Annotated in this window: 9 protein-coding genes; all 9 read left to right on the forward strand. The window is 43.1% G+C overall.

The features are described from left to right. Positions 1-853: 853 nt before the first annotated feature. Positions 854-2,836, forward strand: coding sequence for an MASE1 domain-containing protein (locus AC805_RS01665; protein ID WP_072143491.1), 1,983 nt, complete (start codon positions 854-856; stop codon positions 2,834-2,836). A 299-nt stretch (positions 2,837-3,135) separates the two neighbouring features. Then, positions 3,136-3,756, forward strand: coding sequence for a hypothetical protein (locus tag AC805_RS01670; RefSeq protein WP_055073807.1), 621 nt, complete (start codon positions 3,136-3,138; stop codon positions 3,754-3,756). Between the two features lie 138 nt (positions 3,757-3,894). Beyond that, a complete protein-coding gene (locus AC805_RS01675; RefSeq protein ID WP_055073808.1) occupies positions 3,895-5,142 on the forward strand; it encodes a hypothetical protein in 1,248 nt (415 codons plus the stop codon). Between the two features lie 30 nt (positions 5,143-5,172). Next, the gene (locus AC805_RS25980) at positions 5,173-7,254 is read left to right on the forward strand and encodes a PAS domain-containing protein (RefSeq protein ID WP_055073809.1); all 2,082 of its coding nucleotides are present in this window, start codon (positions 5,173-5,175) and stop codon (positions 7,252-7,254) included. Positions 7,255-7,258: 4 nt separating this feature from the next. Beyond that, positions 7,259-7,741, forward strand: coding sequence for a response regulator (locus AC805_RS01685; protein WP_055073810.1), 483 nt, complete (start codon positions 7,259-7,261; stop codon positions 7,739-7,741). Positions 7,742-7,802: 61 nt separating this feature from the next. After that, positions 7,803-8,939: a hybrid sensor histidine kinase/response regulator gene (locus AC805_RS01690; protein ID WP_055073811.1), complete on the forward strand. Its 1,137-nt coding sequence runs from the start codon at positions 7,803-7,805 to the stop codon at positions 8,937-8,939. After that, on the forward strand, positions 8,936-9,358 hold the full coding sequence (locus tag AC805_RS01695; protein ID WP_055073812.1) for a response regulator: 423 nt from the start codon (positions 8,936-8,938) through the stop codon (positions 9,356-9,358). The genes AC805_RS01690 and AC805_RS01695 overlap by 4 nt, the downstream gene beginning before the upstream one ends. 59 nt (positions 9,359-9,417) lie before the next feature. Continuing rightward, positions 9,418-13,530: a PAS domain S-box protein gene (locus AC805_RS01700; RefSeq protein ID WP_055073813.1), complete on the forward strand. Its 4,113-nt coding sequence runs from the start codon at positions 9,418-9,420 to the stop codon at positions 13,528-13,530. Continuing rightward, positions 13,527-15,941, forward strand: a complete 2,415-nt coding sequence (locus AC805_RS01705) for a response regulator (protein ID WP_055073814.1) — start codon at positions 13,527-13,529, stop codon at positions 15,939-15,941. The genes AC805_RS01700 and AC805_RS01705 overlap by 4 nt, the downstream gene beginning before the upstream one ends. Positions 15,942-16,146 lie beyond the last annotated feature (205 nt).

Raw genomic sequence — 16,146 nt, forward strand, 5'->3', positions numbered from 1 at the left:
ACCTCAATCACACCTCAATCACACCTCAATCACACCTCAATCACACCTCAATCACACCTCAATCACACCTCAATCACACCTCAATCACACCTCAATCACACTTCAATCACATAAGATATCAAACTGAGAAATTATCATTGATGTAATAAACGGATAGAAAAACGGATAGATTTGATATTGACAATTACATCACACAAGAAAGACTCTCTTTTTACCACTATTTATTAAGTATCTCAGTTAAGTATCTCAGTTAAGTATCTCAGCTAAGTACCTCAGCATACTTAAAGTCCAGATATAAAATGGCACACGCGCAGCATGTGCAGCAGGTTTGGGGTTTTGCATTTAATTAAGCCAACTTACTTAATGATTATTTCATCCAACCATAAATCATCCAACCATAAAATTGATTTACTTCGGTGGGCTCTGGGGTGGAATCCTTAATTAATCGGGCAAAACACATTTTCTGAGTTTAATCATAACTGCGATCGCAAATTTAAGCTAAGCCCATCAAACAACCTTAATCAAAAAGCTGGGAAACAATCTATAAAAGTCGCTAATATTAAATACAAAAGAATTATATATAAGAAATATATTAAGTAATGTATTATTTAGGTTAAGGTTAAATTACAAGCGTGTTATTTTACTGACATTTAGCGTATTTTACGGTATTTTTAGTTTATATCGCTTTAAGCTTCCCATTTCGACCGATTTAGAGGATTAATTTAGAGCATTAAATGGCTTTTTGCATCTAGTTGATATCAGATATATGGGGTATTTAGGGGGAGCTATCTAAGTTTAAAAACAATTTAGAAATCAATAAAACAATATTGATGTCAACAGTCAGTAAAAAACCATGCTTCAGCAAAAAATTCCTCTATTTACCTATACCCAGAAACAGCTAGTCGGTATCTTCATCTTAGCGATCGCCTATTATGGCACGGCGGAAATTGCGCGGAACCTTGCCTCTACACCGCAGTCCGTGACACCAGTCTGGCCTCCCGATGGCATTGCCGTGGGTGCAGTTCTCTTATTTGGTAACTGGATTGGGTATGGTGTTTTTTTAGGTTCATTTCTTGCTAACTTCTGGGCATTCCGCGATGCCACCAATATTCTATCGATCGTCACTTCCAGCATCCCCGTAATCGGAATTGCGATCGGTACAACTTTGGGCACTCTACTAGGAGCTTTTCTACTGCGAAGATCGACAAAATATCGCTATCCCTTAGAAAGGATTACCGATGTATTCAAGTTTCTATTTTTAACTGGCGCGATTTCTCCGATCGTCAACGCCACATCTGGCGTACTTTGCCTAGTATTAAGTAATAGGCTAGCTTGGGCAAGCTATAGCTCCGTTTGGTTAACTTGGTGGATTTCTAACATTTCAGGAATTTTTATCGTGACTCCGATTCTACTTAGTTGTGGAAGGTGGCTCCAAACCAATCACTATCCCAACTGGCAGTGGTTATTTATCGAGCCCGATCGCGATATCGACTCACCAATTATACCGCCCTCGACAAAGAGATTATGGTTTTTAAGATTCAAGGCGATCGTAGAACCTTTAATTCTGCTAATTTTGACCGTTCTCATTGGCAAAATTGCCTTTGGCGATGGCTACCATTTGGAGTATTTACTAATCCCCATTTTATTATGGGCTACCTTTCGGCTAGGACAGTTCGGTGCAACCCTTTTAACCTTTGTGGTTGCTGCGATCGCTGTGGTTGCCACCGTTAATGGCAAGGGAGCCTTTGCAACGCTAGATATCAATCAGTCTTTAATGCAACTGCAATCCTTTATTGGCGTAATTACCTTTACCATTCTCATACTGACCGCAACTATCTCCGAACGCACGAATGCGGAAATGAAATTGCGCTTTGCCTTTGCAGAACTGGCTCGCAGTAATGAAAATCTGGAATTTCGCGTACAGGAGAGAACAGAAGAGTTACACAAAAAGAATTCAACCCTAAACCAAACGCTACAGACCCTGAAGCAAACCCAACTACAAATGTTTCAGAGTGAGAAAATGTCGGCTTTGGGGCAGATGGTCGCTGGAATTGCCCATGAAATTAATAATCCAGTTAGTTTTATTCATGGGAATCTATCCCATGTTTCCGAGTATATTCAAGGTTTATTAGCTGCTTTAAAAATTTACCAAAAATACTATCCGAATCCCCCTGAATCCCTCGATAAAGAACTAGCCGATCTGGAGTTAGACTTTTTACAGGAGGATCTGAGTAAAATGCTTCAGTCCATGAAAATTGGAACCGATCGCATTCGGGCGATCGTTTTATCCTTACGAAGTTTTTCGCGTTTGGATGAGGCAGAATTAAAAGCAGTAGATATTCATCAAGGAATTGACAGCGCTTTAGTGATTTTGCAACATCGGCTGAACGCCACAGAAAAGCGTCCTGCCATTCAGGTGATCAAGGATTACGGTACATTACCTCTAATTGAATGTGACGCAGGCTCTCTCAATCAAGTATTTATGAATCTTTTGACCAATGCGATCGATGCCCTAGAAGCCAGCAATCAGGGCTATTCATTTCAAGAGGTTTCTGACAAACCAAACGCCATCTGGATTCATTCGCGTCAAGTTGATAATAACCAAATTGCGATCGCTATTTCCGACAATGGCATTGGTATTCCCGAAGAGATTCGCTCTAAGATATTCGATCCATTTTTTACCACCAAAACCGTAGGCAAAGGAACTGGCTTGGGATTAGCGATTAGCTATCAGATTGTGACGGAAAGGCATGGTGGCAAAATTTGGTTTGACTCCAATCAGTCTCAGGGCAGTAAATTCCTCATCCAAATCCCCATCAAAAACTCAAGATTCTAATTATCCCCAACTTAGAAGAGCATAACGCCCAGCGGGTGAGCAACATAAGGTTTGTTTAGAACCCCCCAAAGATGAGTGGCTGCGCTTTGTGCAGCCACTCATCTTTGGGGTTTATTTCGACTTGGTTGATCACATCATCCCCATTGTATTAATCTAGGTATTAATTTAGTTAACTATCCATATATTTTCAGATAGTTAGTCGGGCGATTAGTTTTCCAAGAGTCGGGGCGATCGCTTAATGTTTCCCAAAACAAGTTATTAAAACAAGTTATTAAAACAAGTCGATTCTAGAGAAACCTATGAAAATGTCTCTCAAAAATGCCCCATCCCAATGGCTAATCCTAATTTCCTTATTTTGTGTAACTATCGTTTCAGGTTGCCAATTACCTGAGCAAATCGCTAAGGCAAAACTTGACAAAGAGCAGGCAGATAAAAATGCTCAAGCAGAGCAAGCAAAGAAAAAAGCCCTAGACGAGTTGGAATCCCAAAGTGACAAATTTGCCGCTCTTGCGCCCCCAGTAAAAGAAGTAGATCAGCCTTATCTTAAGGGGAAAGTGATTTTCGTCTATAAACGAGCCGACAACAAGAGTGAATTTTTGCCAGAAGATCGGGCAGCATTAGGTGAACTCTATGCCAATTCAGTGGCGGAAGTAAAGACGGTTGTGCAGATTAACTGTTTTAATTTGCGCGACGGCGACTATATCAATGAAAGAACCAATGAAAAAATACCTGCTTTTACCGTGCGCTGTGATGTAGATGTAATTGACAATACTATTCCTGCGGTCATTGTAAGTAAGCAATTTGAGAATAAGCAATTACCTGAGAAAACTGTCTTCAAAAAGACTGATAAGGAAATAGTTGCTCTAAGTCCTTACAAAGAAATCCAAACTTTTGTTCGCAACCTTCCCCGCAAGCCATAATCCCGCAAGCCATAATCCCGCAAGCCATAATAATTACGCGGAATTGCTCAGAAAAAAACTTGCAAACTTGGCAAAGTCTGTTAATGTTTGACTTGTAAAAATACCTCGGTATTGTGGGTGAGGTTATCCGTGAGTGATATGAAACGTGAAGCAGCTCTACGAGAAGTTTCGGTTCAGGCAGTACCCGTTAATGATGATGACGAACTTGACGCGCTCTTAAAAGACGTAAAGCCTAAAGAAAAAGCGATCGCCAAAGTTGCCAATATGTTGCTAAATAATTTTGAAGATCTCGATCTAGACAGTATCGATGGGTTTTCAGACGATTGGTCAGCAGAAACGACCGATCATCAGAATTCCCAGACTAATAATTCCCAGATTAATAATTCCCAGATTAATAATTCCCAGACTAATGCTGCATCTACCGAAAAAGCATTGTTAATAACTGAGTTAATGACTGAGTTAACAACTGAGCGCGATCGCCTCCATACAGAGCTAGAGACTCTAAAGGCACAACATCAGTTTGAATGTGAGTATGTCGATCAGCTAGAACAGGAAATTATTAGCGTTACCAACGATCGCGATCGCCAAATCGCCGCACTCACGAGCCAAATTACCCAACTTCAAAATCAAGCTAAGCTCCCAGCCTCTACCCCAATGTCCGACGATCGCGATCTCAGCGATCGCTTAGCCATTCATGTTTTGCAACTTGAGGAAGAATTTCAACATCGTTTAGCCCTAGCTATCGAAATCGAGACCCAGAAAATTACGCAGCAACACCTACAGGAAATTAGCGACAAAAACGAGTTAATTCATCAACTTCAATGTCAGAACACAGCCCTCGATATCTCCCAGCAAACCCTCACTAAAGAGCTAGAAACTAGCCAATCGCTCCTGAGAGAATCCACCAAAACCATTGAAATTGCCCAGATTAAGTTATCGGAGGTAAAGTCTCAACGCGATCAATTTGAGGAAGAACTAATTCAACATCTTTCCAATCGCGCCCAATTGCAACAATCCTTGCGGGGACTGGAAAATGAATATGTCAGCGATCTCACTAGAGTCCAAGAATTAGAACAGCAGATCGAAGACCTCCAAAACCAGGTCCTGCAACAAGCATCAAAAACATCGGAGTATGAAGCCGCAATTCAGCATTGGAAAGAGCAGTCCGTTCGCCACCAACATCATGCCCTACAACTCAGCGGTGCGTTAGATCGTTTACTAGCTGAGAAACCAGCCAAACAGTTAACTCAACACCCCGTTGCCGAATCCGAACCCAACTACCGAGGTACGCGATCGCTCGACGCATTTCCCGAAACAACTCCATTGCGATCGCCTCGTCCAACCTCCAAAGTAGATTTGCCCTCTTTTCTGGTTAGACACCGCTAAATTCGCTAAATTATTAGGTATTGTCTTGTTATGCAGATACCTACAATCTCTGACAACGAAAAAGATCGCCAAGCCGCCCTTGACCGCTATCAAATCCTCGATACCTTACCAGAACAAGAGTATGACGATTTGACCCAAATCGCTGCCGATATTTGCGGTACGCCGATCGCCTTAATCTCCTTAATCGATCGCGATCGGCAGTGGTTCAAGGCAAAAGTCGGTATAGATACCTCGGAAACCTCCAGAGATCTATCCTTTTGCGGTCATGTCGTTGCCGATAATGCGATTCTCACGGTTCCCGATGCCACCCAAGATAGTCGCTTCGCGGACAATCCCTTAGTCGTTAACGATCCCCAGATTCGTTTTTATACTGGCATCCCACTAAAAACCCCTGATAATTTTACACTGGGCACATTATGTGTGATCGATCGCGAACCCCGTCACCTTACCCCTCTACAGATCGAACGGTTGACCGCTCTGAGCCGTCTTATTATTAGTCAATTGGAATTAAGGCATAGTAACGCCATTCGCAAGACCTCAGAAGCGCAACTATCCAAAGCCTTGATGTTTCAACAAGCGATCTTAAATAGTATTAATTTTGCCGTTATTGCTACCGACTTGCTGGGCACAATTCAATCCTTCAATGCAGGAGCCGAGGCAATGTTGGGATATCAAGCAACGGAAATCCTTGGCGAGAAATCGACGATTTTTCACGATCGCCATGAAATTAACCAGCGATCGCAACAATTATCAGCGGAGTTAAATCAGCCCATAGGTTCAGAATTTGATGTATTAGTCGCCAAGGCAAGATTGGGGCAAGTTATTGAACAAGAATGGACTTATATTCGCAAAAATGGCGATCGCTTTCCTGTTTTAATATCGATTGTCGCCATGCAGAGCGATCGCGATGAAATTACAGGATTTCTGATCGTCGCTCAGGATATTACCGAACGCCAAAAAGCTGTAAAGCAGGTAAAAGACATTACCGATGCCTTGGATCGCACAGCGATCGTGGCAATTACCGATGTTCAAGGTGCGATTACATTTGTTAACGATAAGTTCTGTGAAATCTCTCAATACGATCGCGACGAACTCATCGGACAGAATCACCATATTCTCAACTCTGGATATCATCCCCGCGAGTTCTTTAGAGAGATGTGGCAGGAGATTTCGCAAGGGCGCATTTGGCGAGCAGAAATCAAAAATCGTGCTAAAAATGGCTCATTTTACTGGGTTGACACCACAATTGTTCCCTTTCTCAATGACCTTGGTAAGCCCTATCAGTATCTTGCCATTCGGACGGATATTACTCCCCTCAAAGTGACGGAAAATGAATTAAGGATAGAAGTTAAGGAACGCCTTAAGACTCTTACCGAATTACATAACTTGACCGAAAGATTGGAAACCAGCAACCGAGAATTGCAGGATTTTGCCCATGTTGCCTCCCACGACCTACAGGAGCCATTACGAAAAGTCCAAGCCTTTGGCGATCGCCTCAAGTCCACCTGTGAAGGCTCCCTGAGCGATAAAGGTCAAGACTATCTAGCGAGAATGCTGAATGCCGCAAGTCGCGCTCAAATACTCATTGACGATCTCCTCATCTTTTCTCGCGTGACGACTCAGTCCAAGCCCTTTGCATCCGTAAATTTAAGTGTCATTTTGCAAGAAGTCCTATCCGACTTAGAAATACGCCTTGAAAAAACAGGAGCCATGATTGAATGCGATCCATTACCTGTCGTCGATGCCGATGCCCTGCAAATGCGCCAGATTTTCCAAAACCTATTGAGCAACGCCCTTAAATTCCACAAAGATAGCGTCCAGCCATTCATTCAAGTGCGATCGCGAATTTATCATAGCGACAATCAAGACTGGTGTGAAGTGAGGATTATCGATAATGGGATTGGCTTTGAGGAGAAATACGTAGAAAGGATTTTCCAAATTTTTCAACGCCTTTACGGACGAAAAGATTATGAAGGAACTGGCATTGGGTTAGCGATCTGTCGTAAAATTGTAGAACGTCATGGAGGCATGATTACGGCTCAAAGTCAGCTCGATCGGGGTTCAGTTTTCATTTTTACCATACCTATCCACCAAGCTGTCGGAGCTCGTTAAGATTATGATCAACAAAGGAACCCCTATCATAATCCTAGTAGCAGAAGATGACGAAGACGATCGCCTGTTGATGCAGGAAGCTTTAGAAGAAAATCGCTTAGCTAACGATCTCTATTTTGTAGGAGATGGTGAAGAATTGATGGACTATCTGCTACACCAAGGTAAATATTGCGATCCCCAAAGTGCCCCTCGACCGAATTTAATCTTGCTAGATTTGAATATGCCGCGCAAGGATGGGCGAGAAGCATTAAAAGAAATCAAGTCCAATCCCAATCTGCGCCAAATTCCCATCGTCGTCTTGACAACGTCGAGGGCTGAAGAAGATATCCTGCAAACCTATGATTTAGGAGTGAGTTCATTCATTGCCAAGCCTGTGGTCTTTGAGTCAATGGTCAAGATCATGAAAACCTTAGGGACTTACTGGTTTGAGATTGTCGAATTACCCGATAGAGCCTCTAGCATTAATTTGCTAACCAAGGGCTCATAGGGTTCCAGTAGCCCATGATAAAACTGGAGATAAAACTGGAGATAAAACTGGAGATAAAACTATGGCTTCAGAAGTTTTTCCTATCCTTTTAATTGATGACGATGAGGATGATTATCTTTTAACTCGCGATTTTTTAAGCGAATCCGAACAATTGGAATTTAAACTCGACTGGAGCAGCAACTATCGAGACGGATTAGCGAAAATCGCCGAGAATCGCCATGCAGCCTATCTATTAGACTATCGACTCGGCAAAGAGAATGGGTTAGAACTAATGCAGGAAGCGATTAGTCGGGGATGCAATAAACCGATCATTCTCCTCACGGGCGTAGGCGATAGTCAGATCGATCGCCAAGCCATGAGCGCAGGTGCTTCTGACTATTTAATTAAGGGTAAATTCCTCAATCCCCTACTACTGGAAAGATCGATCCTCCATGCGATCGAACGCAAGCGCCACGAGCTACAGCAGCAAAAACTGATGCAAGAGCTAGCATCGGTCAATCAAGAGCTCAAAGACTTCGCCCACATCATATCGCACGATCTCAAAGCACCTTTACGAGGCATCGCTTCCTTATCGGACTGGATTATTGAAGATTATGCCGATCGCCTTGATGAAGAAGGCAAGAAAGTATTGGGATTAATCGGGGGAAGAGCACGTCGCATGGGCGAGTTGATTGATGGTGTATTGCAATATTCCCGTATCGGTCGCCTGCGGGAAGAAAAAATCCCGATCGATCTCCATCAAGTTGTCCTAGGCGTAATTGAATTCATCACTCCCCCTGCGGGAATTAAAATCCAAATCGATCGCCAACTACCGCAAATACTCGCCGACACCACAAGAATACAGCAATTATTTCAGAATTTAATTGGCAATGCCATTAAATATATGGGCAAGAGTGAGGGAGAAATCCATATTGGGTATGATGAGACAAAGGATTTTTGGGAATTTTATGTTAGCGATACAGGTATAGGGATTGAGGCGAAATACTTTAATAGGATTTTTCAGATTTTCCAAGCCTTAAATCCCAGCGACCAGCCTGATAGTACGGGAGTCGGTTTAGCGATCGCTAAAAAAATTGTCGAAATCTACGGCGGTCATATTTGGGTAACCTCAAAAATTATGCAGGGAAGCACATTTTACTTTACGCTACCAATATGTAGAAACGATGAACCGTCCCTATCTAAGGGCAGACAAGCATGAAAATCTGTGATCCAATTTTGCTAATAGAAGACGACCCGCTAGATATCATGACTTTACAGAGGGGGTTTAGAGATATCAATGCCAAGAATCCCATTTCTGTCTGCTATAACGGTGAAGAAGCCCTAGATTTTTTGTCCCAGCCCAGTAACCCCACCCCCGCACTCATTATCTCAGATCTACATATGCCGCGCATGAACGGACTGGAGTTTCTGAAAATCGTCAAAAGCAGCCCAGAATGGTGCAAAATTCCTGTCGTCATTTTAACAACATCTCAAGAAGATGAAGATCGCCTTACAGGTTTTCAATTGAGTGTTGCAGGCTATTTTGTCAAACCTTTCAAATATATTAATTTTGTCGAAAAACTACAAATAATCTATCAATATTGGTGTTTAAACGAAGTATCGTCTTTCATCACCTAGCCGCATCGCCGATCAAGCCGTCTCCTCCATCAATTACCTGATGCTAAAAAGTCCCTACCATGATTCCCCCATCCCCGCATAATTCAGACCAAACTAAGATTTTACTGGTGGAGAACGATCCGATCGATCAACTTGCCTTTACGCGCTATGTTAAGAAATCGGGATTATCCTACGACTATACCATTGCAGGTTCGCTATCTGAAGCCCTTAACATTCTCAATCAACAGTCTTTTGAAGTTGCGATTTTAGATTATAACTTGGGGGACGGCTTTTCCAATGAATTATTCCCGCTTTTAAAAGAGCTAAACTGTCCATTTATTATTTCGACGGGCAGTGGTGATGAGGAAATTGCTGCTGTCTTAATGAACGAAGGGGCTTCTGATTACTTGATCAAAGATCCCGAACGTAACTATCTAAAAGTATTGCCAGTAACTGTTAGCAAAACCCTAGCCCGCCAGAAATCGGAACAGCAACTTAGGTTGCTCAGTCATGCTATGGAACAGGTTAAGGATAGCGCTTATATTATCGACGAAGAAGGAAAATTATTATTTGTCAATGAAGCGCTCCGATCGCTCTGCAATTTAGGTCAAGAGAATCTCATCGGACAATCAATTGAATCGCTAGGACAGCCACAGCTTATAGAGCAGATTCTTCCCGTCAATTCCCAGTCCCTTCTCCCTGTAGAATACGATTGGTTTTCAGATGCGGAAATCTCCATCACTAAGCAGGATGGTAGTGAAGTTTCTATGTTGCTATCTCAGTCTTTTATTGAAGATGGGACAAGACGAATCCGCGTGGGTTTGATGCATGATATTACGCTAATGAAGCAAGTGGAGTTATCTTTACTGCTTACTCAAGAAAATTTAGAACGTCGTGTGCGGGAACGCACTGCTAAATTACAAGCCGCAAACCAATCCTTAGAATTAGAGATCCAAGAACGCAAACAGACTGAAGCGCTCCTTAGGGCTAGCGAACGACGTTATGCGGCTCTCTGTACCTCCGCGCCCGTAGGGATTTTTCACACCGATCCCGCTGGCAAATGCATATATGTGAATGAACGCTGGTGTCAAATTGCAGGAATTAGTGCCAGCGATGCTATGGGAGGAGGTTGGGCGCAGGCCTTGCATCCTGATGATAGCGATAGGGTTGCACTTGAGTGGTATCGATCTACTCAAACCAATATTCCTTTTAACCTCGAATATCGATTTATACGATCGGATAGCTCAATTACATGGGTATTTGGACAATCGGTTGCTGAGTTTGATGGGGAGGGTCGGATTACAGGATATATTGGCACGATTACTGATATTAGCGATCGCAAAAAATCTGAAGCTGACATCTTAAAACTCAATCAAACCCTCGAAGCTAGAGTCGCAATTCGCACTCAAGAACTACTAGAACGTGAATCACAACTAAGGGATTTCTTTGACAATGCCACCGATCTAATCCAGAGTGTAACCCCTGACGGTAAGATCCTGCTAGTAAATCAGGCTTGGAAAAGAACCTTAGGCTATGACGATCGCGAATTAGAGAATCTATCCATTTTTCAGATCGTTCATCCCGATGATTTGTGCCATTGTCAAACAGCCATGAACAACCTTTTTGAGGGGAATCAATGTTTCGGGCTTGAAACTAGATTTTTGGCTAAGGATGGTAGAGTCATTAACGTCGAGGGGAATGTAAATTGTCAGTGGGAGAATGGGAAAGCGATCGCCACGAGGGGTATTTTTAGGGATGTTACCGAGCGTAAAAAAGCGGATAAAGCATTACATGAATCCCAAATGTTTCTCCAGACCGTACTCAATACTTTCCCTCTATTTGTATTTTGGAAAGATTGTCATTCTGTTTACTTAGGCTGCAACCAAAACTTTGCCAATAGTGCGGGACTCGCATCATCTAGCGAAATTATTGGCAAGACCGAATTTGAGCTGCCTTGGAGTCAGACCGAAGCCAAGAAATATATCGATGACGATCGCCAAGTCATCGACTCAGGCACTCCCAAACTCAATATCATTGAGACCCAATATAAGGCAGATGGGGAAGTTGCTTGGGTTGAGACCAATAAGGTGCCTTTACGGAATTTGCAGGGTGAAGTGATTGGAGTTTTAGGCATTTATCAAGATATTACCGATCGCAAACTTGCCGAGCAAGCTCTCGCAGAAAGCGAAGCTTTTAACCGCCAACTGATCGAGGAGTTTCCCATTGGACTAGCTAGCTGTGACGCAGATGGCAAACTCATCTATGTTAACAAAGCTTTTGCTGACATCTTAGGATATAATATCGAAGAGATTGTGCAACTCACCTACTGGGATATTACCCCACCGAAATATGCCGATCTCGAAGCGGAACAGCTCCAAAAAATTTATCAAGAAGGGCGTTATGGTCCCTATGAGAAGGAATACATTCATCAAGACGGACATTTAGTTCCCGTAATTTTAAATGGATTGCTTATTTATCAAAAGGGGGAGATCCTGATCTGGTCTAGTATCCAAGATATTAGCTGCCTCAAGCTCGCCGAATTGGAACTCCAAAGGATGTCATATCGCTTGGAGCTAGCTATTAAATCAGCTCAGATTGGGATCTGGGAATGGGATCTACCCAGCGATCGCTTAATCTGGGATGCGCGGATGCACGAACTTTATGGTGTCAGCACCTCAGACTTTTCTGGCTCTTTTAGAGACTGGGTGAATTGCCTTTATCCCGATGATTCAGAAGCTAGTATTGCTCGAGTCCAACAGGCTGTTAGAGGCGAACGAGATTTTGATATGGAGTTTCGAGTGCTGCGCAAAGACGGCAGCATTAGACATATCCAAGCCTATGCCCTTGCCCAGAGAGACGAGCAAGGGCAAGCTCAGCGAATGATTGGTATTAATTACGATATTAGCGATCGCAAACAAGCAGAAGAGCTTCTAGTCAGAACCAATGAAGAGCTATCCCGCGCCACGAAACTCAAGGATGAATTCCTTGCCAATATGAGCCATGAGTTAAGAACCCCACTTAACGCGATTTTGGGTATGTCCGAATCTCTTCAGGATGAAATTTTCGGTAAGATCAATGGCGAGCAAACTAGGGCAATCCAACTAATCGAACGCAGTGGGATCCATCTATTAGAGTTAATTAATGACATTCTAGATGTTTCTAAAATTGAATCAGGACAGGTTATCTTAGATATCACCCCCTGCAATGTCGTTAACCTGTTTCACTCGAGCCTTGCCTTTATTAAACAACAAGCATTAAGAAAGTCCATTCAGGTAGAGATCCAAATGCCTCCACATCTGCCTGACCTCCTCGTAGATGAACGACGTATTCGCCAAGTCTTAATCAATCTTCTCAATAATGCGGTCAAGTTTACTCCCGACGGAGGCAGTCTCGACCTTGAGGTCAAACGGAAGGACAAAATTAACGCTCATCAAGAATCCCCTCAAAGCTTCCTCCAAATATCTGTAATTGATACAGGTATTGGCATCTCGCCAGAAAATATTAAAAAACTATTTCAACCATTCATTCAAATCGATAGCGCCCTCAATCGGCAATATCAGGGCACAGGTTTGGGACTCGCCCTAGTCAAACGGGTGGTGGAGTTGCATGGAGGTACAGTTAGTTTGAGTAGTGAAGTAGGAGTTGGCAGCTGCTTTACCATTGAGCTACCATGTGTTGACGAGGATCGAGACTTGATTGAGCTAAATTCGCTGCCAACCAGTACACAATTTGCTCAAAATTCCTTTAGCTTCTCTGAATCAACTCCCATCCCCTTGATCTTATTAGCGGAAGACAATGAGGCAAATATTATGACAATGGTTAGCTATCTGAGTACAAAAGGCTATCGCTTTGTCACAGCTCATAATGGTGAAGAAGCGATCGCCCTAGCCCAGTCAGAAAAGCCAAATTTAATTATCATGGATATTCAAATGCCCGTCATGGATGGATTTGAGTCGATCCAGCAAATCCGCCAGATCCCTAGCTTAAGGAATACGCCGATCGTGGCTCTAACCGATTTAGCCATGCCAGAGGCTCGCGATCGCTATATCACCTCAGGTGCAACTGAATATATCCATAAACCTGTTAAGCTAAAGCAGTTGGCAGCCGCTATTCATCAACTTTTAGAGCAACCAGTAGATCGACTTGTTGATCTATTAGAGCAACCATTAGAGCAACCAGAAGATAGGCAATGAATCTAGCATCTGTTTTAATCATTGACGACGAAGCGGATAATTTTGATGTGATTGAAACTTTTCTGAGAGATCACAACTACCAATTGCACTATGCGCCTAATGGTCAAGATGCGATCGCTCACCTAGATACATTTAAGCCCGATCTAATCCTTCTAGATGTGATGATGCCTGGAATAGATGGCATTGAGGTCTGTCAAAGGATTAAGGCGATACCGAAGTGGAACAATGTTCCCATCATTATGGTTACAGCCCTTATCTCTAAAGATGACATTGCCAAATGTTTGAATGCGGGGGCAAATGACTTCATCAGCAAGCCCTTAAACTCGCAAGAGTTTCAAGCGAGAGTGCGATCGATGTTACGGATTAAAGAACAACAGGATCGCCTAGAGCGAGCCAATGCTCTAGTCCATGCCCAACTTGAGGCAAGCTTAGAAGGGGTGATTGCAGCGGACGAACAGGGGCGTTTAGTCGCATACAATCAAAAAATGTGTGAAATATGGGGCGTTAAACCCATCACAATCAATGCCAATAATGAAAATTTACTACTACTTCCGCTTCTCCAAAAATCTGACTTTCCTCAACCCATCACCCAAATCCTAGAGGATACCTACGATTCCCCCGATCGCGTGACCCATGGAGAACTGATCAATGATGGGCTGACCTACGAATATTTTAGTAGTTCTGTCACTTCTCCCACTGGCAAGTTTTGGGGATTTGTTTGGCGATTTCGAGACATTACCGATCGCAAACAGTACGAAAACAATCTGCAAAAAGCTAAGGAGTTAGCAGAAGCCGCCCTAAGAGTTAAATCAGAATTCCTAGCTATGATGAGCCATGAAATCCGTACCCCAATTAATGGAGTACTGGGGATGACCGAACTATTAGCAACGACAACCCTCGATCGAGAACAAAATCGTTTTGTTCAATCAATTCAAACCAGTGGTGAAATACTACTAACGGTCATTAACGATATTCTTGATTTTTCTAAACTCGAATCCCAGCAGCTTTTGCTGGAAAATATACCCCTTGATATTACGCAAATTATTGCCGATACCTGCGCTCTCCTCAGCCAAGCAGCAGAAAGCAAGGGCATCGGATTGCTTTACCACATCGATAGCAATGCTCCCCCCTATATCCTCGGCGATCCGATCAGGTTACGCCAAATCCTCCTTAATTTAGCGAACAATGCGGTCAAGTTTACGCCTAAAGGAGAAGTAAGACTATCCGTATCCCTCCTGAATGAATCCCAGAATGAATCTCTCCAGAGTGAGTCTCAGAATGAATTTCTTCAGCATGAAAGTAGACCATCCCTACTCTTTGAAGTGCGGGATTCAGGTATCGGGCTCTCTCCAGAACAAATCCAAAAACTATTTCAGCCCTTTACCCAAGCTTCGATCGCCACAGCTCGCCAGTATGGGGGCACAGGGCTAGGACTGGCCATTTGTCAAAAACTCGTCCAAATGATGGGCGGCAGAATTTGGGCAGAAAGCTCCCTTGGCAATGGTTCCACCTTCTCTTTTGTTTTACCCATTACGGCGATCGATGCTATGCCGCCAGCGATCGCATCGCCAACAGAGGGACGACAAAGGCTCCGTCAGTCTAAGAGGCTGCATAACAACCTGACCGCTAAGTTACCACTCAATATTTTAGTTGCCGAAGATAATTTGATTAATCAAGAGCTAGTCTTAGCAATGTTCAGCAAAATGGGATATACCCCAACCATTGTCAATGATGGCTTAGAAGTATTGGAAGCCCTCAGAAATCATCCCTTTGACATCGTATTTTTGGATGTCCAAATGCCTCGTTTAAACGGGCTAGAAACGGCTAGTCGAATCGTGCATGAGTGGGCTGAAATATCCAAAAATCAAGTCACTAATTGCCCCCGTCCCACCCTAATCGCTATGACAGCAAGTGCTATGCAGGGCGATCGCGAAATTTGCTTAGCAGCGGGCATGGATGACTATATCAGCAAACCCATCTCCTTCGACACCTTAGAAAGAATGTTGGAATGCTGGGGCAATGTTCCCGAAGAAATGACCCCGCCCCCACCTAGTGCCAAGGCAATGGAATTTGACGAGCGCGCCCTTCAGGAAATTGAGAAGGTTTCTCTAGCCCTGCCTAAACGCATGATCCATCTATTTTTAAACGAAGAATGTCCAGTTTTATTAAAAAATTTACGTCAAGCCATATCAGACTCCGATCGCGCCCAGATAGAATATGCCTCTCACACCCTAAAAGGAATCAGCAGAATGCTTGGGGCTAAGGCATTTTCTGATATTTGTAGTGAATTAGAATTAGCCGCCCATAATCGACAACTGGAAAATAGCGATCGCCTAATGCTCGAAATCGATCAATCTTTTCCTTCCGTTGTCTCATATTTAGAGGCTTACCTCGCCAAAAATTCTCCATAAATCATAAAGCCCCATAAAAATCAAAAATCTGTGGTGCAAGCTGCACTCTCTGGCAGAGGGGTTTAATCTGGGCTTTCAATCTGGATTTTAGTTATAGCAGTCCGATTTCACTTATAGCTGTCGTCCACTGTACTAGTAGTCTCCCAAAAGAAATTTGCGGGGTTATTGAAACGAGCGAAGCTCGTTTCAATAACCCCCAACTAGT

It is taken from the genome of Pseudanabaena sp. 'Roaring Creek', assembly GCF_001402795.1.
Classification (GTDB): domain Bacteria; phylum Cyanobacteriota; class Cyanobacteriia; order Pseudanabaenales; family Pseudanabaenaceae; genus Pseudanabaena.

Bases quoted from the DNA above. Each gene is read 5' to 3' on its own strand.
- AC805_RS25980 (WP_055073809.1), top strand. From the start codon at position 5,173: ATGCAGATACCTACAATCTCTGACAACGAAAAAGATCGCCAAGCCGCC.
- AC805_RS01675 (WP_055073808.1), top strand. From the start codon at position 3,895: ATGAAACGTGAAGCAGCTCTACGAGAAGTTTCGGTTCAGGCAGTACCC.
- AC805_RS01690 (WP_055073811.1), top strand. From the start codon at position 7,803: ATGGCTTCAGAAGTTTTTCCTATCCTTTTAATTGATGACGATGAGGAT.
- AC805_RS01670 (WP_055073807.1), top strand. From the start codon at position 3,136: ATGAAAATGTCTCTCAAAAATGCCCCATCCCAATGGCTAATCCTAATT.
- AC805_RS01685 (WP_055073810.1), top strand. From the start codon at position 7,259: ATGATCAACAAAGGAACCCCTATCATAATCCTAGTAGCAGAAGATGAC.
- AC805_RS01705 (WP_055073814.1), top strand. From the start codon at position 13,527: ATGAATCTAGCATCTGTTTTAATCATTGACGACGAAGCGGATAATTTT.
- AC805_RS01700 (WP_055073813.1), top strand. From the start codon at position 9,418: ATGATTCCCCCATCCCCGCATAATTCAGACCAAACTAAGATTTTACTG.
- AC805_RS01695 (WP_055073812.1), top strand. From the start codon at position 8,936: ATGAAAATCTGTGATCCAATTTTGCTAATAGAAGACGACCCGCTAGAT.
- AC805_RS01665 (WP_072143491.1), top strand. From the start codon at position 854: ATGCTTCAGCAAAAAATTCCTCTATTTACCTATACCCAGAAACAGCTA.